Source organism: Sphingopyxis sp. Soil_C_28 (assembly GCF_057657055.1).
The window spans coordinates 1449597-1470215 of record NZ_JBDGJE010000001.1 but is presented as its reverse complement, the minus strand read 5'-3'; the positions used below and the strand labels follow the sequence as shown (position 1 = coordinate 1470215).

At 64.2% G+C, this 20619-nt stretch carries 25 protein-coding genes; 15 read left to right on the top strand and 10 right to left on the bottom strand.

All coding sequences use genetic code 11. From position 1 onward, the window contains the following. The first annotated feature begins 49 nt into the window (after positions 1-49). The 3 genes from AC3A43_RS06960 (at position 50) to AC3A43_RS06950 (ending at position 2545) form a co-directional block, all read left to right on the top strand. Positions 50-358 carry a PepSY domain-containing protein gene (locus AC3A43_RS06960; protein WP_487791787.1) on the top strand — a complete coding sequence of 103 codons (309 nt, stop codon included), beginning with the start codon at positions 50-52 and terminating at the stop codon, positions 356-358. A 114-nt stretch (positions 359-472) separates the two neighbouring features. Beyond that, positions 473-1135 (top strand): response regulator transcription factor, encoded by a 663-nt coding sequence (locus AC3A43_RS06955; RefSeq protein ID WP_487791786.1) that lies wholly within the window; start codon positions 473-475, stop codon positions 1133-1135. Positions 1136-1240: 105 nt separating this feature from the next. Continuing rightward, complete coding sequence (locus AC3A43_RS06950; protein WP_487792036.1) at positions 1241-2545, top strand: sensor histidine kinase; 1305 nt, start codon at positions 1241-1243, stop codon at positions 2543-2545. Here the strand turns inward: AC3A43_RS06950 and AC3A43_RS06945 are convergent. Together AC3A43_RS06945 and AC3A43_RS06940 are read right to left on the bottom strand one after the other, a co-directional pair. Beyond that, positions 2542-3237, bottom strand: a complete 696-nt coding sequence (locus AC3A43_RS06945; RefSeq protein WP_487791785.1) for a glutathione S-transferase N-terminal domain-containing protein — start codon at positions 3235-3237, stop codon at positions 2542-2544. The two genes, AC3A43_RS06950 and AC3A43_RS06945, sit on opposite strands and share 4 nt — an antisense overlap. Then, positions 3234-3521, bottom strand: a complete 288-nt coding sequence (locus tag AC3A43_RS06940; RefSeq protein ID WP_487791784.1) for a chorismate mutase — start codon at positions 3519-3521, stop codon at positions 3234-3236. The genes AC3A43_RS06945 and AC3A43_RS06940 overlap by 4 nt, the downstream gene beginning before the upstream one ends. 104 nt (positions 3522-3625) lie before the next feature. Here AC3A43_RS06940 and AC3A43_RS06935 point away from each other — a divergent pair, with 104 nt between their 5' ends. The 4 genes from AC3A43_RS06935 to AC3A43_RS06920 all read left to right on the top strand — a co-directional run bounded on the left by AC3A43_RS06935 (position 3626) and on the right by AC3A43_RS06920 (position 7840). After that, positions 3626-4639 carry a polyprenyl synthetase family protein gene (locus AC3A43_RS06935; protein ID WP_487791783.1) on the top strand — a complete coding sequence of 338 codons (1014 nt, stop codon included), beginning with the start codon at positions 3626-3628 and terminating at the stop codon, positions 4637-4639. A 7-nt stretch (positions 4640-4646) separates the two neighbouring features. Beyond that, a complete protein-coding gene (locus AC3A43_RS06930) occupies positions 4647-5033 on the top strand; it encodes a DUF1801 domain-containing protein (RefSeq protein ID WP_487791782.1) in 387 nt (128 codons plus the stop codon). Continuing rightward, complete coding sequence (gene hrpB / locus AC3A43_RS06925) at positions 5030-7495, top strand: ATP-dependent helicase HrpB (protein ID WP_487791781.1); 2466 nt, start codon at positions 5030-5032, stop codon at positions 7493-7495. Before AC3A43_RS06930 ends, hrpB begins: the two co-directional genes overlap by 4 nt. 66 nt (positions 7496-7561) lie before the next feature. Beyond that, a complete protein-coding gene (locus tag AC3A43_RS06920) occupies positions 7562-7840 on the top strand; it encodes an ETC complex I subunit (RefSeq protein WP_487791780.1) in 279 nt (92 codons plus the stop codon). A gap of 30 nt (positions 7841-7870) precedes the next feature. Here the strand turns inward: AC3A43_RS06920 and AC3A43_RS06915 are convergent, their stop codons facing one another. The 5 genes from AC3A43_RS06915 to AC3A43_RS06895 all read right to left on the bottom strand — a co-directional run bounded on the left by AC3A43_RS06915 (position 7871) and on the right by AC3A43_RS06895 (position 9915). Continuing rightward, the gene (locus AC3A43_RS06915; protein WP_487791779.1) at positions 7871-8089 is read right to left on the bottom strand and encodes a DUF4170 domain-containing protein; all 219 of its coding nucleotides are present in this window, start codon (positions 8087-8089) and stop codon (positions 7871-7873) included. 86 nt (positions 8090-8175) lie between these two features. Beyond that, on the bottom strand, positions 8176-8538 hold the full coding sequence (locus AC3A43_RS06910; RefSeq protein WP_487791778.1) for a hypothetical protein: 363 nt from the start codon (positions 8536-8538) through the stop codon (positions 8176-8178). Continuing rightward, complete coding sequence (locus AC3A43_RS06905; protein ID WP_487791777.1) at positions 8522-8911, bottom strand: DUF3618 domain-containing protein; 390 nt, start codon at positions 8909-8911, stop codon at positions 8522-8524. The genes AC3A43_RS06910 and AC3A43_RS06905 overlap by 17 nt, the downstream gene beginning before the upstream one ends. Further along, a complete protein-coding gene (locus tag AC3A43_RS06900) occupies positions 8895-9362 on the bottom strand; it encodes a phage holin family protein (protein ID WP_487791776.1) in 468 nt (155 codons plus the stop codon). The genes AC3A43_RS06905 and AC3A43_RS06900 overlap by 17 nt, the downstream gene beginning before the upstream one ends. A 7-nt stretch (positions 9363-9369) precedes the next feature. Further along, positions 9370-9915 (bottom strand): hypothetical protein, encoded by a 546-nt coding sequence (locus AC3A43_RS06895; RefSeq protein WP_487791775.1) that lies wholly within the window; start codon positions 9913-9915, stop codon positions 9370-9372. Positions 9916-10117: 202 nt separating this feature from the next. Between AC3A43_RS06895 and eno the strand changes: the two genes are divergently transcribed. The 7 genes from eno to AC3A43_RS06860 all read left to right on the top strand — a co-directional run bounded on the left by eno (position 10118) and on the right by AC3A43_RS06860 (position 16154). Next, positions 10118-11392, top strand: a complete 1275-nt coding sequence (gene eno, locus AC3A43_RS06890) for a phosphopyruvate hydratase (protein WP_487791774.1) — start codon at positions 10118-10120, stop codon at positions 11390-11392. 69 nt (positions 11393-11461) lie between these two features. After that, positions 11462-11788, top strand: coding sequence for an FtsB family cell division protein (locus tag AC3A43_RS06885; RefSeq protein WP_487791773.1), 327 nt, complete (start codon positions 11462-11464; stop codon positions 11786-11788). 138 nt (positions 11789-11926) lie between these two features. Next, positions 11927-12997, top strand: a complete 1071-nt coding sequence (gene pdhA / locus AC3A43_RS06880; RefSeq protein WP_487791772.1) for a pyruvate dehydrogenase (acetyl-transferring) E1 component subunit alpha — start codon at positions 11927-11929, stop codon at positions 12995-12997. Position 12998: 1 nt separating this feature from the next. Then, positions 12999-14387 (top strand): pyruvate dehydrogenase complex E1 component subunit beta, encoded by a 1389-nt coding sequence (locus AC3A43_RS06875; protein WP_487791771.1) that lies wholly within the window; start codon positions 12999-13001, stop codon positions 14385-14387. Between the two features lie 28 nt (positions 14388-14415). After that, positions 14416-15012: a hypothetical protein gene (locus AC3A43_RS06870; RefSeq protein WP_487791770.1), complete on the top strand. Its 597-nt coding sequence runs from the start codon at positions 14416-14418 to the stop codon at positions 15010-15012. Positions 15013-15096: 84 nt separating this feature from the next. Then, positions 15097-15807, top strand: coding sequence for a serine O-acetyltransferase EpsC (gene epsC, locus AC3A43_RS06865; protein ID WP_487791769.1), 711 nt, complete (start codon positions 15097-15099; stop codon positions 15805-15807). Next, positions 15807-16154, top strand: coding sequence for a DUF2794 domain-containing protein (locus tag AC3A43_RS06860; RefSeq protein ID WP_487791768.1), 348 nt, complete (start codon positions 15807-15809; stop codon positions 16152-16154). The genes epsC and AC3A43_RS06860 overlap by 1 nt, the downstream gene beginning before the upstream one ends. Here AC3A43_RS06860 and AC3A43_RS06855 read toward each other — a convergent pair. From AC3A43_RS06855 to AC3A43_RS06845, 3 genes are all read right to left on the bottom strand, one after another. Then, entirely contained in the window at positions 16132-17205 is a 1074-nt protein-coding gene (locus tag AC3A43_RS06855; RefSeq protein WP_487791767.1) for a hypothetical protein, read from the bottom strand. The genes AC3A43_RS06860 and AC3A43_RS06855 overlap by 23 nt on opposite strands. Positions 17206-17282: 77 nt before the next feature. Next, positions 17283-17936, bottom strand: coding sequence for a DUF4328 domain-containing protein (locus AC3A43_RS06850; RefSeq protein WP_487791766.1), 654 nt, complete (start codon positions 17934-17936; stop codon positions 17283-17285). 59 nt (positions 17937-17995) lie between these two features. Then, positions 17996-18898 (bottom strand): SDR family NAD(P)-dependent oxidoreductase, encoded by a 903-nt coding sequence (locus AC3A43_RS06845; RefSeq protein WP_487791765.1) that lies wholly within the window; start codon positions 18896-18898, stop codon positions 17996-17998. Between the two features lie 200 nt (positions 18899-19098). On the opposite strand from AC3A43_RS06845, the gene AC3A43_RS06840 reads away from it, so the two are divergent. Continuing rightward, entirely contained in the window at positions 19099-20457 is a 1359-nt protein-coding gene (locus AC3A43_RS06840) for an OprO/OprP family phosphate-selective porin (RefSeq protein ID WP_487791764.1), read from the top strand. The last annotated feature ends 162 nt before the right edge of the window (positions 20458-20619 follow it).

Genomic DNA, 20619 nt, shown 5'->3' with positions numbered 1-20619 from the left:
ACCCGGCCATTCATCGCCTATTCAATGCTTTCGCGTTAAAGCACGGGCCATGATCCGTACACTGACCCTTTCCCTCGTTTCCGCCCTGCTGTTGTCGGCAGGCGTGCCTGCGATCGCGCGCGGTGATCGCGATCAGGATAATCTGCGCGAAGCCGCGGCGCAGGGACAGGTGATCCCGCTCAATCGGTTGATTGCCGATGTCCGCTCGCGACCGCCCTATAATGAAATGACCTATCTGGGCGGCCCGCAGTTCGACGCGGGACGTATGATCTATGCGCTGAAATTCATGGATGGCAGCCAGGTGGTTGTCGTCTATGTCGATGCCCGAACCGGGCGGATCGTCGGACGCAAACCCTGACATTCCATTGAACCGGCGTTTTCTCGCAACGAGATTTTGCGATGATCGTCCGGACTTGATACACAGTCGAAACATGCGGCCGGCGTGTCCGGTACGCAAAGGAAAGGCGCCTGAATGCGGATCTTGATTGTAGAAGACGAACCGACGCTGGGCCCGCAGCTCAAGGCGACGCTGGAAGGCGCCGGCTATGCCGTTGATCTTGCGACCGATGGCGAGGACGGCCATTTCCTTGGCGCGACCGAAAATTACGACGCGGCGATCCTCGATCTCGGCTTGCCCGAAATCGACGGGCTGACGGTGCTCGATCGCTGGCGCCGCGAAAAGCGGAACTTCCCGGTGCTCGTCCTCACCGCACGCGACAGCTGGTCGGACAAGGTGGCGGGGCTCGATGCCGGCGCCGACGACTATCTGGCCAAGCCGTTCCAGACCGAAGAATTGATCGCCCGTTTGCGCGCGTTGATCCGGCGCGCCGCCGGCAATGCGTCGAGCGAACTCATCGCGGGCAGCGTGCGGCTCGATACGCGGTCGGGCCGCGTGACGCTCGATGGCGCACCGGTCAAGCTGACCGCGCAGGAATATAAGCTTTTGTCGTATCTGCTCCACCATAAGGGCAAGGTCGTGTCGCGCACCGAGTTGATCGAGCATATTTACGATCAGGATTTCGACCGCGATTCGAACACGATCGAGGTGTTCGTGACGCGAATCCGCAAGAAACTTGGCGCCGACATCATCACGACGATCCGCGGGCTCGGTTACCAGCTCGACGATCCGCAGTAACTTATGGCAGAGGCCGACGTCGCCCCGGCGGTCGAAGTGAACCCGGATGCGGCGGAAAAACCGGAGGCGCTGACCAGCCGCATCACCGGTTCGCTGGCGCGGCGCATGATTGCGATCGCGGCGCTATGGATTTCGGTGCTGTTGATCGGCGGCGGTTTTGCGCTCGACCGGGTGCTGACCGGTGCGATCACGCGCAATTTCGATTCGAGCCTCGAATATGTGCTGATCGCGATGATCCGCTCGTCGGAAATCGGCCCCGATGGCGAGGTCCGATTGGTCGAGCCGCTCGGTGACCAGCGTTTCCTTGAGCCCTATAGTGGGCTTTACTGGCAGATCAGCGGCGGCGATCAGGAGCCGTATCGCTCGCGCTCTTTGTGGGAGCGCTCGCTGAAGGCGCCGACGCCGCATATCGACAACCAGATCCATATCTATGACAGCAACCAGTTCCCCGAAGAGGAGCTGCGCGTGCTCGAGCGCAATGTCATCCTGCCGGGAAGCAAGACCAGCTGGCGGTTTCAGATCGCGCAGTCGCGCGAGGCACTCGATACCCAGAATAGCGCGGTACGCGCGACGCTGATCCCCAGCCTGGCATTGCTGGGCCTCGGCCTGATCATCCTCGCTGCGCTCCAGACCTTCTACGGTCTGTGGCCGCTCCGCCATATCCGGCGCGCGATCGCAGCGATGCGCGGCGGGCAGAACCGCCGTGTCGACGCGCCATTGCCGCTCGAGGTGCAACCGATGGTCGACGAGCTTAATGCGCTGCTCGCGCATAATGAGAAGCAGGCCGAAGAGGCGCGGTTGCACGCGGGCAATCTCGCGCATGCGTTGAAGACGCCGCTCACGGTGCTTGTGAACAGCGCAACGAGCTCGGATTCGGAGCTCGCCGAAACGGTGCGGCGCGAGGCGGCGACGATGCAGCGTCAGGTCGATCATCACCTTGCGCGTGCACGCGCCGTCGGGCGTCGCGGCGCGGCGCAGGCACGCGCCGTCGTCTGGGACAGCGTCAACAGCGTGTCGCGCGCCGTCGCGGCGCTCTATCCGAACGCGCGGCTCGATGCCGAAGGCGACAAGGCGGTGATTGTCCGGGTCGAGCGGCAGGACCTCGACGAGCTCGTCGGCAATCTGCTCGAAAACGCGGCAAAATATGGCGGGGGCAGCGTCTTCGTCACGGTTCAACGCGCGGACGGGATGGCCGAAATCCTGATCGAGGATGACGGCGCCGGTATTTCACCGGCCGATCGTACGCGTATTTTCGATCGCGGCGTCCGCCTCGACAGCGGCAAGCCGGGAACCGGGCTGGGCCTGGCGATCGTCCGCGACGTCGCCGAAATCTATGGCGGCAGCATCACGCTTGAAGAGAGCGAGGATTTGGGCGGTCTTCTGGTGCGTTTGAGGCTGCCCGCGGCCTAGGCGGCGGTGACTTCGAGCCCCCGCTGGACCCCCGGTCGGGCCAGACCCGCGTCGAGCCAGCGCTGAACGTGGGTGAAACGATCGAAGCCGACGATTTCGCGTGCGTCATAGAAGCCGATCAGGTTGCGGACCCAACCGAGCAGCGAGACATCGGCGATGCTGTAATCGGCACCCATTATCCATGCCCGCTCGGCGAGCCGGGCGTCGAGAACGCCCAGCAACCGCGTCGATTCGGCGGCGTATCGGTCGCGCGGACGCTTGTCCTCATAGTCTCGGCCGGCGAACTTGTGGAAGAAGCCGAGCTGGCCGAAAATCGGCCCGACGCCGCCCATCTGCCACATCACCCACTGGATCGTTTCATAACGCGTGTTGGGATCGGCGGAGAGCAGCTTCCCGCTCTTGTCCGCAAGATAGAGCAGGATAGCGCCCGATTCGAACAGCGCGAGCGGCGTTCCGCTCGGGCCATCGGGATCATAGATCGCCGGAATCTTGCCATTGGGATTGAGTGCGAGAAACGCTGGATCGTGGCTTTCGTTCGCCATGATATCGACCCGGTGGGCCTCATAGGCCACACCCGTTTCCTCGAGCATGATGCCCACCTTCACGCCGTTCGGCGTCGGTGCTGAAAAGAGCTGGAGCCGATCGGGATGCTGTGCGGGCCAGCGCGAAAAAACGGGATGGGACAGAGTCATGCGCTTTGCTCCCGCTTCGCCTGCTGGTGATGGCGGATCACCTCGTCAATGATGAAGCGCAGGAATTTCTCGGTGAAGTCGGGGTCGAGATCGGCGTCCCGGGCCAGGCTGCGCAGCCGTTCGATCTGGCGCTCCTCGCGACTGGGGTCGGCGGGAGGCAGGCCGTCGCGCGCCTTGAGTTCGCCGACCGCCTTGGTCACCTTGAACCGTTCGGCCAGCATATAGACGAGCGCCGCGTCGATATTGTCGATGCTCTGGCGGTAATGGCTTAGCTGATCGTCCATGCGCGGCTCCTCTGATGTCCGGCACGCTTGGCACCGGGCAGGGGCGTCATGCAAGCCGAAAGTCATTGCAAAATCGCGACCGCGGCGCCAAGGCTCCCCCCGTTATGACTGCCGAAATCCACCAGCTTCATGGGCAGACGCCGCCCTCGCTCGACCCGATGATGGCGCTTGTCGCCGCCGACATGAACGAGGTCAACGCGGTCATCCTCGACCGCATGCAGTCCGAAGTCCCGCTGATCCCCGAACTCGCGGGGCATTTGATTGCGGGCGGCGGAAAACGGATGCGGCCGATGCTGACGCTCGCGTGCGGAAAGCTGCTCGATTATCCCGGGCGCCGCCATTGCAAGCTCGCGGCGGCGGTTGAGTTCATCCACACTGCGACCCTGCTCCATGACGACGTCGTCGACAAATCGGACCTTCGCCGCGGCCGCAAGACCGCGAACCTCATCTGGGGCAACAGCGCGTCGGTGCTCGTTGGCGATTTCCTGTTCAGCCGGGCGTTCGAGGTGATGGTCGAGGATGGGTCGCTCAAGGTACTCAAGATTCTCTCGCGCGCGTCGGCGGTGATCGCCGAGGGCGAGGTGAACCAGCTCTCGGCGCAGCGCCGGATCGAAACGAGCGAAGACCAGTATCTCGCGATCATCAATGCCAAGACCGCGGAATTGTTCGCCGCCGCGTGCAAGATCGCTGCGGTCGTTGCCGAACGCGACGATACCACCGAAGCCGCTCTCGACGCCTATGGCCGCAATCTCGGCATTGCGTTTCAGCTCGTCGACGATGCGATCGACTATGTTTCGGACGCCGAAACGATGGGCAAGGGCGTCGGCGACGATTTTCGCGACGGCAAGGTCACCTTGCCTGTCATCCTCGCCTATGCGCGCGGCAGCGCCGAAGAGCGCGAGTTCTGGAAACTGGCGATCACCGGCCACAAGACGTCCGACGAAGATCTTGCCTATGCGACGAGCTTGCTCCGCAAGCACGACACGATCGCCGACACGCTGGCACGCGCGCGTCATTATGGGCAGCGCGCTGTCGATGCGATCGGTGGCTTCCGCGCCAGCCAGGCGAAATCGGCGCTGACCGAAGCGGTCGCCTTCGCCGTCGCGCGCGCCTATTGAGCCTCCTATGGCGATGATGGGCCCAGCGGCAGAAAGCCCCGACGCCTATATCGCCGCGCTGTCGGGCTGGCAGCGCGAACGCGCCGAGATGATGCGCGCCGCGATCCTGCGCGCGGCGCCCTTCGAAGAAACGATCAAATGGACGAACCTCGTCTTCATGGCGAACGGCCCATCGATCCTGATCCGCGCAGAAGAGCATCGCGTCCTGCTTGGTTTCTGGCGCGGAAAGAGACTGCGCGAGCTGGAGCCGCGGATCAAGGCGAGTGGCAAATATGAGCTCGGTAATCTGGTGATGATCGAGGCGACCGAGGTGTCGCCCGGGACCGTCGAAAAACTCGCCGCCGAAGCCTTTCACCTCAATGCCGAACTGGGCAATCCCGCGGCGCGCGCATGATACAGTCGCTACCGATCGATGCGGTGCTGCCCGATATCATGGCCGCGCTGGCACTAAAGCCCAACGCCGTCGTCATTGCGCCGCCGGGCGCGGGTAAGACCACGCGCGTCGCTCCCGCGATCCTCGACCAGCCGTGGTGCAACGGCGCGGTGTGGCTGTTGTCGCCGCGACGGCTTGCGGCGCGCGGCGCTGCCGAACGGATCGCCGAGGAGATGGGCGAAGCGGTCGGCGGACGTGTCGGTTACGCAACGCGCCTCGACAGCAAACAATCGGCGGCGACACGCCTGCTGGTGATGACGCCGGGTCTGTTCCGTAATCGCATCCTCGCCGATCCCGAACTTGCGGGCGTGTCGGCGGTGCTGTTCGACGAAGTGCACGAACGCAGCCTCGATGGCGATTTCGCCCTCGCGCTCGCGATCGACGCGCAACAGGGCTTGCGTGACGATCTGCGCCTCCTCGCCATGTCGGCGACATTGGACGGCGCACGTTTCGGCGCGCTGCTCGGCAACGCGCCGGTGGTGAAAAGCGAGGGCAAGATCTGGCCGCTCGATCTGCGCCATATCGGGCGACGGCCGGAGGACAGGCTGGAAGCGTCGATACTTGCGGCGGTGCGGCAGGCGCTGACCGACGAGGTCGAGGGCGACATGCTCGCCTTCCTTCCGGGCGCGGCCGATATTGAGCGAGCCGCCACTGCGGTAGAGGAGGCGCGCCTGCCGCTCGCCGTCCACAGGCTGCACGGACAGATCGACCCGGCGCTGCAACGCAAAGCGCTCGTTCGGGACGCCGACGGGCGGCGCAAACTGATCCTCGCGACGAGCATCGCCGAGACCAGCCTGACGATCGAGGGGGTGCGGATCGTGATCGACGCAGGCCTGTCGCGCCGTCCGCGCTTCGACAAGGCGGCGGGCATCGCACGGCTCGTCACCGAACGCGCCAGCCAGGCGTCGGCGACGCAGCGCGCTGGCCGCGCCGCGCGGCAGGGGCCGGGGGTCGCGTACCGATTGTGGGAAGCTGCGGCGACCGCGGGGATGCCGCCCTTCGATCCGCCCGAAATTCATGAAAATGACCTGATGCCCGTTGTGCTCGACTGTGCAAGCTGGGGCATCGTCGATCCGCGCCAGCTCGGCTGGCTGGACCCGCCGTCACCCGCCGCGATTTCGGAAGCGAAGACGCGGCTGCAGGCAATCGATGCGCTGACCGGCGACGGCCGTATCACCGCGCACGGCAAGGCGCTCGCTGCGATCCCGCTCCCCGTGCCGCTCGCGCATATGCTGCTCGATGCGGCGCGCGCAGGCGAGGCGGAGATGGCAGGGCGGCTGGCGGTTCTGCTCACCGAACCGGGGCTTGGCGGACGCGGCGTCGATGTCGAGGCGCGGCTGGGACGCTGGCGCGGCCAGCGTAACGACCGCAGTGAAGGGGCCTGGCGGCTCGCGCGAAGACTGGCCACAATCGGGGAAAAATTGGCGGCCGGGACCGACGGCGTCGAACCGCGCTCGATCGGTGGCTGGATCGCGACGGCTTGGCCCGATCGCGTCGCTCGGCAGCGCGCGGGGCAGCGCGGCGAATATCTAAGCGTCGGTGGCCGCGCCTATCGCATCGATGCGGTCGATGCGCTGGCGGGAAGCGAATGGCTGGCGATCGCCGACGCGCAGGGGCATGCTGCGGGTGTGCGCATCCTCGCCGCGGCGCCGATCGATCAGGCAGAGGTCGAGGCGCTTTTTGCCGACCGCATCGCCCAGCATTCGGCCAGCAGCTACGACGCTGCGAACGACCGCGTGGACCATCGCCGCGAACGGCGGCTCGGCGCGATTGCACTGACCAGCGGGCAGGCGGGGCGCACCGAAAATGCCGATGACGACGTCGCGGTGCGGATGGCGGCGGTGCGCAGCAAGGGGTTGGGGTTGATCGGCTGGGGCCCCGCGTCGCAGGCATTGCGTCAGCGCGCATCCTTCGCGGGCCTCGATGCCCTGTCGACGGGCGCGCTCGCCGACAGTATTGAAATCTGGCTCGAACCGCTGCTGGCGGGATGCCGCGGGCTGCGCGATATCGGCGACCGCAAGCTCACCGATGCGCTGACCGCGCTGCTCGACTGGCCGGCACGCCAATTGCTCGAAAAACATGCGCCGGCCGACTATGCCACACCCGTCGGTAGCCGGCATCCCATCGACTATGGCGCCGACGGCGGGCCGACGGTCAGCGTGCGGGTGCAGGAATTGTTTGGGCTGGCGCGGCATCCGACGATCGGCGATCCGCCGGTGCCGCTGGTGCTCGCGCTGACCTCGCCTGCGCACCGGCCGATCCAGACGACGCGTGATCTTGCGTCTTTCTGGGGCGGCAGCTGGCACGATGTCGCGCGCGAGATGCGCGGCCGCTATCCGAAACACAGCTGGCCCGACGATCCGGCGAACGCGCGCCCGACGTTGATGACCAAAGCGGCGCAGGCCCGGCGTGACGCGCAATAGCCCTCTTTCCGGCGAAGCGCCAAGGCGCTAAGGCGGCGGTACAGGCACCACTACAGGACGACCCCCATGACAGCGCGTATTTTCCAGAAGCCCAAAAATGCCATGCAGTCGGGGCGTGCCGGAACGCAACGCTGGATGCTGGAGTTCGCCCCCGCCGAAGCGCGCAAGGCTGATCCGCTGATGGGTTGGGCGGGCAGTGGCGACACGCAGCGGCAGCTGCGACTGGGCTTCGCCAGTCAGGAAGAGGCAATCGCCTATGCCGCGCGCAATGGTATCGAGGTCGAAGTGACCGCGCCCCCCGTGCGGACGCTCAAGATACAGGCCTACGCCGACAATTTCCGCTGATAAAAGGACGGCCCCGAAGGGCCGTCGACATCAGGCTTCGCTGTCGGGCTGCAACAGCTTGTGCAGGTGGACGACGACATATTTCATTTCGGCATCGTCGACCGTGCGCTGCGCGGCGCTGCGCCACGCCTTTTCAGCCGACTTATAATCGGGATAGAGGCCGACGACGTCGAGGTTGTGAAGGTCGGTAAAGTCTAGGCCCTGCGGATCGCTGACGCGTCCGCCGAAAACCAGGTGAAGCTTGCTCATCTTCGGATTCCTGCCGGTAAAAGTCTTGGGGAGGGGACGCGCAGCCCCCTATTCCGCAACGGGCCAATAAGCAAGTAAGCTGTCTTTCAGCCGTCGGGGTCTTCTTTGCGGCCCTTGGGCAGCAGCGAGCCGAGCAGCGCACCAATCGCAACGGCGCCGGCGACGAGGACCAGCGGCTGCTTCTCGGCGGCGTCCTTGAGCTTGCCGTTCGCGCGCTTCGCCTGCGCCTTGCCCTTTTCGAACGCCTGTCCGGCTGCCTCGCGGGCGACCTCGGCCTGTTCGCTCGCCTTTGCGGCAAGGTCGCCGGTCGCGGCGCGAGCGCGGCCATAGCCGTCCTGAATCCGCGCCTTCGCCGCCTCGGCGGTCAGGCGCGCATTTTCGGCGGTTTTCTCTGCAAGTTCACTCGCTTTTGCACGGGTCTCGCGGGCAGTTTCACCGAACGGCTTCATTATCTTGTTCCTCCACATTTTCGATTTCATCTTCCTCCGCCACATCGGCGGAATGAAAATGATCGGCGACACGCGCCGCCAGGTCCTGAATCTTGCTCACCAGCGCGGGCGCTTGTTCCTTGATCGGTTCGCGCAGCAGCCAGACGATCCCTGCTGCCGCGGCAATCGCGATCGGCAGGCGATTGTTGCGAAACTGTTCGCGCACGGCATGCGCGGCATCGTCGACTTTTTCGCCAACCCGGTATTTGCCTCGATCGACGAGCGCGCCGGGCTTGAGCGCAGCTTTGGCGACGTCGAGCCGACGGTGCAATTCGGCACGCTGCAGCATCGAACGGCGCGCGGCGGCGATCAGGCGATTACGCGTCCGCGGCATCGGTATCGATTCCTTCGTTGGTCAGGTCGCGCCGCAGCGCGGTGCGAATGTCGCCATAGCTGAGGTGCGCGCGCCACCCTGCCAAAGCGGCGATGGCAAGCAAGAACCCGACCACGATCAACGTCGCCAGAAGCGGCCCGAGATGCGGCGACAACGCCAATATCGCGCCGAACGCCAGCGCCAGCAAAGCCACGCCGGCGGCGGTAGCGGCTACCCCGCCCCATATCGTGGCCCGACTGGCACCGTGCAGCGCCAGTTCGCCGCGTGCCTCGATCAGTGCAAGCTCAGCCCTCGCCGTCGCCGAAAGATTGTCGACGACGTCGCCGACAATCTTTTCGAGCGGAACGGGCGGAGGCGTGACCGGCCGTCCGTCGGGCGCATAGCCATGACTTATGCCATCAAAGCTGCGCTCGTCGGACGTCGACGGGATGTTTGGATCTGAAGATGCCAACGCCCTGTCAATCGTTCGAGCTGCCCTTGAGCATCCGGGCGAGCACGAAGCCGATCACCGTGGCGGCGCCGACGGCAATCGCCGGATTCTTCTTCACCATGTCGCGGGTCGATGCCGCGAGTTCGTCGAGATCCTTCTTGTCGAGCGTCGTGGCAAGGCCGGCAACGGTCGTCGCGGCCGAACGCGCATAGTCGCCATATTGCTTGCCGAACTTGGTATCGACGGTGCCGGCGCTGTCTTCGAGCAGCTTGGCGAGGCTGCCGACGGCTTCGGCGGCCTTGTCCTTGCCCTTGGTCGCGGCGTCGCGCGCCTTGACCGAGGCCTGATTCTTCAGCGTCGAGGCTTCCTGCTTCAGCGAAGCGGCCTTCTTCGATGCTTCGGATTTGATGGTGTCGCGGGTGGCGGCGATCTGGTCGCGGATCGGATGATCCTTGGCGGCCTTCACGGTCGCGGGCTTGCGCGCAGGCGCAGCCTTGGTTGCGGCGGCCTTTGCAGGCGCCTTGGGACGGGGAGCGGCAACTTTCTTCGTCGCGGGAGTAGCGGCTTTGGCCATCGGCGTTGTCCTCTTCTTTTATTTCGGGTGCCGCATGAGCGCGCATCCCTTTGGTCCTGCCTCAATATATAGCAAAGCGGGCCCAATGGTTCCATAGGCCAGCAAAATTCCTATGCAGTGGTTGCACTAAGGGCACCCCGCCGATAACAGGCGGGCGCCTTTCCCTACCGGCCCGTCGCTGGCCGCCAGCAGGACAAAACTCATGACCGCCATCATCGACATCCACGGCCGCGAAATCCTCGACAGCCGTGGCAACCCGACTGTCGAAGTCGATGTCCTGCTTGAAGACGGCAGCTTCGGCCGCGCTGCCGTGCCGTCGGGCGCCTCGACCGGCGCGCATGAAGCGGTCGAACTGCGCGACGGCGACAACAGCCGCTACCTTGGCAAGGGTGTGATCAAAGCTGTGGCTGCGGTGAACGGCGATATCGCCGAAACGCTGATCGGCCTCGATGCCGAGGACCAGCGCGAACTCGATCAGGCGATGATCGACCTCGACGGCACGCCGAACAAGAGCCGCCTCGGCGCGAACGCGATCCTCGGCGTCAGCCTTGCCGCCGCCAAGGCTGCCGCCGACGCGCGCGGCCTGCCACTCTATCGCTATGTCGGCGGCGTGTCGGCGCGCACCTTGCCGGTGCCGATGATGAACATCATCAACGGCGGCGAGCATGCCGACAACCCGATCGACGTGCAGGAATTCATGATCATGCCCGTCGGCGCCGGCAGCATCGCGGAAGCGGTGCGCTGGGGCAGCGAGATTTTTCACACGCTGAAGAAAGGTCTGTCGGCGAAGGGCCTCGCAACCGCAGTTGGCGATGAGGGCGGCTTCGCCCCGAACCTCGCGTCGACGCGCGCCGCGCTCGACTTCATTGCCGCGTCGGTCGATCAGGCGGGCTTCAAGCTCGGCACCGACGTCGTTCTCGCGCTCGATTGTGCCGCGACCGAATTTTTCAAGAACGGCAAGTACGAGATCAGCGGCGAAGGTCTGTCGCTCAGCCCCGAACAGATGGCCGAATATCTCGCCGCGCTCGTCAAGGATTACCCGATCAAGTCGATCGAGGACGGCATGAGCGAAGATGATTTCACGGGCTGGAAGGCGCTCACCGACCTCGTTGGCGACAAGTGCCAACTCGTCGGCGACGATCTCTTCGTTACCAACCCGCTGCGGCTGGAGCAGGGAATCAAGGACGGCCTCGCCAACTCGCTGCTCGTCAAGGTCAACCAGATCGGCACGCTGTCCGAAACGCTCGACGCGGTCGATATGGCGCACCGCGCGCGCTACACCGCGGTGATGTCGCACCGCTCGGGCGAAACCGAAGACTCGACGATCGCCGACCTCGCGGTCGCGACCAACTGCGGCCAGATCAAGACCGGCAGCCTCGCGCGTTCCGACCGGCTCGCGAAATACAACCAGCTCATCCGCATCGAGGAAGAGCTGGGCGACATGGCGCGTTACCCGGGCGCGACGATTTTCGGTTGAGCGCAAAGCTGCGGAAAACTGTGACCTGATGCCTTGACGCCACGAATCAACTCTGATTCAAGGGCCGGAATGACGCAGCGCCACAAATTCCGTAAATCGATGAACCGGGCCGCCGGTCCCGCCATCGCGGTGATGGTGGTGCTGGCGATGATCGGCTATATTATTTTCGGTCCGACCGGGCTTTATGCCTGGGGCGATTATGGTCAGTCGGTCGAGAAAAAGCGCGTCGAGTTGAGCGAGTTGAGCAAAAAGCAGAGTGAGCTTCAGAACCGCGTCAACCTGCTCGACCGGCGAAGCGTCGATCCCGATCTGGCCGAAGAATATGTGCGCGAGAAACTCGGCGCATATCATCAGGACGAATATATCATCCCGATGGACAAGGCCGCGAAGCCCTGAGCTTCTGCCGCAGCTTTGCTGCACCCATGCTGCATACGTAAGTGGGCCCAGCCCCGTTCCACGGTGGGCGTTGCCAAGTGCGGCGCGGCTCTCCTATATGGCGGCTTGCCGTAACGGCTAAATGCAAAGGAACCCGTCTTGGCCAAAGCACCTGCGCGCACCTCCCCCGCGCCAAAAAAGACTGCATCCACTCCGGCCCCCGCGAACAATCGCGAGCAACCGCGCGATCCCGTTTCTTATGACGCGACGCCCGAAGAGCTGGAAAAATTCTATCGCGAAATGCTGCTCATCCGCCGCTTCGAAGAAAAGGCGGGTCAGCTTTACGGTCTCGGCCTGATCGGCGGTTTCTGTCACCTCTACATCGGACAGGAAGCGGTGGCGGTCGGCCTGCAGTCGGCGCTCGACGGCGACAAGGACAGCGTCATCACGGGTTACCGCGATCATGGCCATATGCTCGCTTACGGCATCGATCCCAAGGTCATCATGGCCGAACTGACGGGCCGCGCCGCGGGGATCTCGCGCGGCAAGGGCGGTTCGATGCACATGTTCAGCGTCGAGAAGAAATTTTACGGCGGCCACGGCATCGTCGGCGCGCAGGTTTCGCTCGGCACCGGGCTGGCGTTCGGGCACAAATATCGCGGCGATGGCGGGGTGGCGATGGCCTATTTCGGCGACGGCGCATCGAACCAGGGCCAGGTGTACGAAAGCTTCAACATGGCCGAGCTGTGGAAGCTGCCGATCATCTTCGTGATCGAGAATAACCAATATGCGATGGGCACCTCGGTCAACCGCTCGTCGGCCGAGGACCAGCTTTATCGCCGCGGCGAAAGTTTCCGCATTCCGGGGATGCAGGTCGATGGCATGGACGTGCTCGCGGTGCGCGGCGCCGCCGAAGCGGCACTAGAATGGGTGCGCGCGGGCAAGGGGCCGGTGCTGATGGAGCTCAAGACCTATCGCTATCGCGGCCATTCGATGTCCGACCCCGCCAAATATCGCAGCCGCGAAGAAGTGCAGGCGGTACGCGACAAGTCCGACGCCATTGAACATCTGAAAAAGCTGATGACCGACGCGGGCATCACAGAGGACAAGTTCAAGGATATCGACAAGGAAATTCGCGCGATCGTCGCCGAGTCCGCCGACTTTGCGGAAAGCGCGCCCGAACCCGAACTTCACGAACTTTATACCGACGTGCTGGTGGAGCAATATTGAGATGGCCATCGAATTGAAAATGCCGGCACTGTCGCCGACGATGGAAGAAGGCACGCTCGCCAAGTGGCTCGTCAAGGAAGGCGACACGGTCAAATCGGGCGACATCCTCGCCGAGATCGAAACCGACAAGGCGACGATGGAATTCGAGGCGATCGACGAGGGCACGATCGGCCAGATCCTCGTGGCAGAAGGCACCGACAATGTGAAGGTCGGCACCGTCATCGCAACAATCACGGGCGAGGGTGACGAAGCGGCTGCTCCGGCGTCTGCGCCCGCCGCCGCGCCTGAACCGAAGGCCGAAACGCCGGCGCCTGCTCCGGCACCCGCTGCCGCCGAGCCGGCTGCGGTTGTGGCCCCCGCTGCCGCCGAACGTGCCTCCGACCCTGCGATCCCCGAAGGCACCGCGATGGTCCGCCTGACGGTCCGCGAAGCCCTGCGCGATGCGATGGCTGAGGAAATGCGCAAGGACGACCGCGTGTTCGTGATGGGCGAGGAAGTCGCCGAATATCAGGGCGCGTACAAGGTCACACAGGGCCTGCTCCAGGAATTCGGTGCCCAGCGCGTCGTCGACACGCCGATCACCGAATATGGGTTCGCCGGTCTTGGCACCGGGGCGGCGATGGGCGGGCTGCGTCCGATCATCGAGTTCATGACCTTCAACTTCGCGATGCAGGCGATCGACCACATCATCAACTCGGCGGCGAAGACCAACTATATGTCGGGCGGCCAGATGCGCTGCCCGATCGTGTTCCGCGGACCGAACGGCGCCGCGGCGCGCGTCGGCGCGCAGCACAGCCAGAATTTCGCGCCCTGGTACGCCAGCGTCCCCGGCCTGATCGTGATCGCGCCCTATGACGCCGCCGATGCGAAGGGGCTGATGAAGGCCGCGATCCGCACCGAGGATCCCGTCGTCTTCCTCGAAAACGAACTGCTCTACGGCCGCAGCTTCGACGTGCCCGAGGTCGATGATTTCGTCCTGCCGATCGGCAAGGCGCGGATCATGCGGGCGGGCAGCGATGTGACGATCGTCAGCTACTCGATCGGCGTCGGGCTGGCGCTCGAGGCGGCCGACCAGCTGGCGGCCGAGGGCATCGACGCCGAGGTCATCGATCTGCGCACGCTCCGTCCGCTCGACACCGCGACGGTGCTCGCGAGCCTCAAGAAGACGAACCACCTCGTCATCGTCGAGGAAGGCTGGCCCACCTGTTCGATCGCCAGCGAACTCGCGATGGTCGCGATGGAGCAAGGTTTCGACGATCTCGATGCACCCGTGATGCGCGTGTGCAACGAGGATGTGCCGCTGCCCTATGCGCACAATCTCGAAAAACTGGCACTGATCGACACGCCGCGCGTCGTCGCGGCGGTGAAGGCGGTTCGCAATCGCGCCTGACGACCCGGAGGCGGCGTTCTACCCCGATATGCGCGATCCGCGCGTGATGGTCTCGGTACCGCACGCGCGGCGCGCGGCCGTGACGGCGCTGTGGGGACTGGCGGCGCGGCTGACCAAGCTGCTGATCGACGCGCGCGAACCGCTGATCGGCCAGATCAAGCTTGCCTGGTGGCGCGACATGGCGGCGATGCTGGCGAGTGATCCCGCGGCTTTGCCAAAGGGCGAACCGCTGCTTGCCGAGCTTCAGGCGACGTGGGCCGGGCAGGGCGGTCTCGACGCGCTCGTCGACGCCGCCGAAGCGATGCTGCTCGCCGAAAACCCCGACGACCGCCGTTCCGCGTCGACAAGCTTCGGGATGCGGCTGTTCGCGCTGTCGGGCGGCGATCCGGCCGGCGGGAAACGCTGGGGATTGCTATGGGGCGCCGGTGTCGACGCGAGCGAGCCCGAAGCACGGCGGTTGCTCGCCGACGCCAAGGTCGACGCGCCGCCGCGAAGCCTTTTTACCGGAAATCGGGCGCTTTTGATGCTTGATCGCTGGGCTGGCGCGATTGCGCAAAACGATGGCGAGCGGCGCTGGCGTAGCGAGGGAATGCTGCTGTTCCGCGTCGGTTTATTTGGACGCTGACGATAAAAGCGCGCCGGGGGTGGAAATGCCGCGACCAAACATCTATCTTGTCCGGTATAAAATAGGGTCGCAGGGGACATCTGCATGTTCAACGGGCTGATCGCCTATCTCGATTCGATCAAGGCGCGCGATCCGGCGCCGCGGTCGCGTTGGGAAATCCTTCTTTATCCGGGCATTGTTGCGGTCGGAATGCACCGTATCGCGCATTGGCTGTTCGAGGCGCGCCTGTTCTTTCTCGCCCGCTTCGTCAACCATCTGTCGCGCTGGATGACCGCGATCGACATTCATCCGGGCGCCAGGATTGGCCGCCATTTGTTCATCGATCACGGCTTTACCGTCATCGGTGAAACCGCCGAGATCGGCGACAATGTCACCATCTATCAGTGCGTGACGCTGGGCGGGACCGATCCCGCGAACGGCATTGCGGGCAAACGCCATCCGACGCTGGCCGATGACGTCATTGTCGGATCGGGCGCGCAGATCCTTGGCCCGATCACCGTCAACCCCCGCGCGCGCATCGGCGCCAATGCGGTGGTGACCAAGGACGTGCCCGAAGGGGCGGTGATGGTCGGCATCCCGGCGCGCTCGACGCTGGTCGATGCCGCTGAATATGCGCGCGAATTTGTGCCTTATGGCACTTGCAACGAGACTTTCGATCCGTCGACGCAAAAGGTCGAGCTGCTCCAGTGCCAGCTAGAGCAGATGCAGAAGCAACTCGCCCAGTTGATCGCCGAACGCGACGCGGTTGCCGCGGATGAAGCCCCGCCGCGCAAAGGGAGCCGGACCAGAGCCTGATGGGAACCGTCACGCCCCTGCCGTTCGCGAACAGGGCGCTCCCGCAGCAGACCGGTTTCGAGCGCCCCGAGTTGATGCGCATCCTCGACCTTTATGGCAGGATGGTCGCCGCGGGGCACTGGCGCGATTATGCGATGGATTTCCACCGCGATGCCGCGATATTCTCGGCCTTCCGCCGTGCGGCCGAGCGCCCCGAATATCGCATAGAAAAACGCCCCGCCTTGCGGAGCAGGCAGGGCATGTGGGCCCTTGTCTCCGAAGCCGGGGCGATTTTGAAGCGCGGGGACGAGCTTTCCAATGTGCTCGCCCCCGTCGAACGCAAGCTTATGAAGCTGGTATCGGACTGACCGGACGGATCGTCGCGGGCAGCTGGTTCGCCAGATTGTCGGGCAGGAAGCCGACCACCATCGCCCGCGCATTCTGCCAGAAGGCCGAGAGCAGCAGCAACGCCGAACCGATCACGAACGCCGTCAGCGCGACATTGAGTTCGACCGCACCAAAGGTGTTGAACAACTGCGTCATCGCGAACAGCACATAGGCGAGGGCGGAGACGAGCAGGGCGCGGCGGTCGATCGCAAGCGCGATCAGCCCGAACAGGATATAGACGCCGATTACCATCACCGCTGCCGCGCTGCCGATATCGTCGCCGCGCGTGACGCCGAGCAGGTGGAAGATCGGATGCGCGATCATCGGGGCGGCGAGCAGGTGGAGCCAGAAGGCGACGTCGCTGCGGCGCGTCTGGCGGACCCTGTCGCTGCGGTCCCACCACATGGCGAGGGTGAACACACCGAGCCCGGCGATGAGCACCAATATCATCGGCAGCGTGCCGTCGTGGCTGGGCATTCCAGTGATCGCGAGCACCAGCGCCACCGCTGTGGCAGCGAGCGCGGCGGTGCCGGCAGCGACGGTGATCGGTACCATGAAGCGCTTCCAGTGAAGCCATGTCGCTCCGGCGGTAACCGCCGCCATCGATCCGACCACGATCGCGCCGGTCGTTTCGCCGAGATCGCTTCCGAAGATGGATTCGCCATGCTCGACAAGAAAGCCGACCATCGTCGCAAAGACGCCGCCCGAAAAGGCGAGGACAAGCACGATGCTGGGTAGCGCCATGCGGCGTTGGCGGGTGAAATATTCGGCGAGGAACCACGCCGAGGCGGCGACGAACGCGCCGCCGAGCGCGGGATGGATCGAGGCGCCGATCCACGCCACCGCGACGAGCAGGATCACCGCCGCGATGCTGACGAAAATATCGTTGAAGCCGGTGATAAGGCGGAATGATTCCTCATCCGCTCCGGGGGCGGCACGCACCGATGCGATATGCGAGCGGAAAGCCAGCGCGGCCTCCGGCGTCAGTACCTTTGCATCGACCGCGGCTTGCAGGTCGGTTTCACTATACATCGGGGTCGTCCTTCTGTCCGATCCCCTTGCCCCGCAGCGCTTTTAGCATCGCTGTATTGGTGATGCAACACAATAAGTCAGGCAAAGATTTGCGCCGAGGTCAGCCGTTCCTTCTGCGCGCGCGTGACACGATCGACGAGAAAATAGGCGAGGGGATAGAGCGCGAGACACAGCGCCGACGAGAAGGTCTCGATTTCCAGCGCGCTTCGGGCATCGGCCGCATTCCTGGGATTGAGGCCGAACCGGAGGGCCGCGTAGGAGGCTATGTTGGTGAGCGTCCATATTCCCCACCAGTAAACGAGCAGGGGTTCGCCGCGATCCAGATCGCTACCGCCGGTATGGCTCGCGTTCCAGATCTGTCGCATCACCGCAAATGGTTTGAACAGATTGGCGAATGGAACAAAATACCAGCCGACGGCCCAGCCCGGGGTGTAGTCGAACCCCGGCACCATCGCCGCAGCCACATTGGCAGCGGCGCGATATATCCACATGCCGAAGACGACATAGGTGGCGATGAGCAACAGCCAATTGGCGAGCAGAACCATGACGTAAAGGCCATCGAGACTTGTCAGCTCGGCGGCATTGTCGAGGTCTATCACGCCCTGCAATTCGGCAATCTCGCCGACCAGCATAGCGACGGTCAGCACCAAGTTGCCGAAGAGCATCGCTTTGACGATCTTTGCGCGGCGTTGAAGAAGGTCGATACCTTCTGCCAGCCCCATCTCCGCCATATCATCCCCCCGCACAGGAACGCCGCCCCGGCGTCCCAGTGCGGTAAGATGTATAAGCTTCAGCCCAGCGCCATCAATGCCTTCATGACATTCATCGACTGCTCGCTGCCCGACTGCGGAACGGTCTCGCCATTGCGGTCGATGATCTTCTCCCACGCGGCGGCGACGCCTTCGGGCGTGCGCTCGCCTTCGGGCAGCGCGACGCCGGGGGTCATCGTGACAAAAGCGGCGTGGAATGCGCCCGCGCCCGCGCCGACGATCATGTTGGTCGGCGCGTCTTCACTGACGAGATACAATGCGGCCGGAACGACATTCTCGGGCGTGAACTTTTCGAACAGTTCGGCGGGGAAGATGTCCTCGGTCATGCGGGTGCCCGCGACCGGCGCGATCGTGTTGCAGCGGATGTTGTACTTCGCGCCCTCGAGATGCAGCGTTTTGGTCAGGCCCGCGAGGCCGAGCTTTGCCGCGCCATAATTGGCCTGGCCGAAATTGCCGTAAAGGCCGGTCGACGATGCGGTCATCAGCAGGCGACCATAAGCCTGCTCGCGCATGGTGTCCCACACTGCCTTGGTGACGTTGGCGCTACCGCTCACATGCACCTTCAGCACCAGGTCGAAATCGGCGGGCTCCATCTTGGCGAAGCTTTTGTCGCGCAGGATGCCGGCGTTGTTGATGACGATGTGGACGCCGCCCCATTCTTCCTTCGCCTTGGCGACCATTTCGACCATCTGATCATATTCGGTGACGCTGCCGCCATTCGACATCGCGGTGCCGCCCGCGGCGCGGATTTCCTCGACGACTTGCAGTGCGGCGTCCGAATGGCCGGTGCCATCGCGCGATCCGCCGAGGTCGTTGACGACCACCTTGGCGCCGCGGCGCGCGAGTTCGAGCGCATAGGCACGGCCGAGGCCGCCGCCGGCGCCGGTAACAATTGCAACACGTCCGTCAAACTTGATCGTCATGATGGTCTCCCGAAAGGGCCTCCCCGAGAAAAGGTTGCCCGAAAAAACTGGAACGTCCTTAGCCGTTCGCACCTCGCTGGCAAGAGGGTGTGAAAATCGACGGATGCAACAAAAATGTCATGAAATTGACGTGCATCTGTCACTTAAGCGTCATAGCAGCGCCGTCAGATTGTAACCTTTCGCAACGGAGCAAATCCCTCATGCGCCACGCCCTGACCGCCGCCTTGCTGGCCACATCAATGTTCAGCCTGCCGACCGCGGCGCACGCTCAGGCGATGACCGCCCAAGAGGCGGCGCAGCTCCGTGCCGAACTCGCCGCGCTGAAAGCGCAGGTGCAGACGCTTGAAACCCGGCTCGATGCGGCGACCGCGCAACCGGCGCCCGCTCCGGCTCCCGTACTGCCGCCGCCCTCGGTGACGGCAAAGCCTGCGACCGACATCAGCTGGAAGGGCGCACCCGAGATCAAGACCGCCGACGGCTGGAGCTTCAAGCCGCGCGGCCGCATCCAGCTCGACGTCGCAAGCATCGATGCGCCGGCTGGCGTAACGGGCATTCGCGGCGGCACCGCGACCGAGTTCCGACGCGTCTATCTGGGCGTCGACGGCAAGATTCCCGGGGGTTTCTCCTATCGGGTCGAGGCTGATATCGCGAACAGCGAGGTCGAACTGACCGACATCTATATGACCTATGGGACCGGACCGCTGTCGGTCACCGCGGGCCAGATCAAACCCTTCTGGTCGCTCGACGACATGACCAGCGACCTGTTCACCAGCTTCACCGAGCGGGCTGCATTCACACAGGCGTTCGGATTCGAGCGCCGCGTGGGCCTGTCGGCGCAATATAAGGGCAAAGCCCTGCTCGTGCAGGGCGGCGTATTTGGCGACAATGCACGCGACCTGCTCAGCGACGCCAACCACAGCATGAGCGTCGACGGACGCGTCGTCTGGATGCCGAAGCTCGGCGACACGCAGTTGCACCTTGGGGCGTCAGCCCATTACCGCGACCCCAATGATCCTGCGGCCACGAACCGTTATCGCGCGCGACCGTTCGTTCACACGACCGATGTCCGGCTGGTGGATACCGGACTGATTGACATATCCAGCGAGCGTGGCCTCGGCCTTGAGGGCGCGGTGCTTGCGGGGCCCTTCCACGCGGCCGGCGAAGCTTTCTGGCAGACTGTCAAGCGCAGCACCGCCGGCGATCCTACCTTCTTCGGCGGCTATGCCGAGGTCGGAATGGTGCTGACCGGCGGTGACACGCGTGGCTACAAGGACGGCGCATTCGATCGTCTCAAGCCGTCGAAGCCGATCACCGCCGGCGGGATCGGTGCGATTGAGGTCAACGCACGCTACGACTATCTTGATCTCAACGACGCCGGCATCGTCGGCGGCCAGCAAAGGACGGCACTGATCGGGCTCGTCTGGGCACCGATCGACTATATCCGCATCACCGCCAACTATGGCAAAGTGTGGCTCGACGACGCGCGGATCGCGACAGCGACCGGCGACCGCAGCTATTCGGCGGATACGTTCGGGCTGCGCACGCAGGTCGACTTTTAAGCAGACGGGGGGCGTCGAACCAGGATTGGCGGTAATCGATCAATTCCGGCCATTCTCGCTTCGGAATCATGCGCACCCCGCTCCGGGAAATAATCGCCACACAACGCCGAACCGGTGCAAGAATCTTCTTCCTTCGGCGTGCCGCCAGATTATGGATATTCG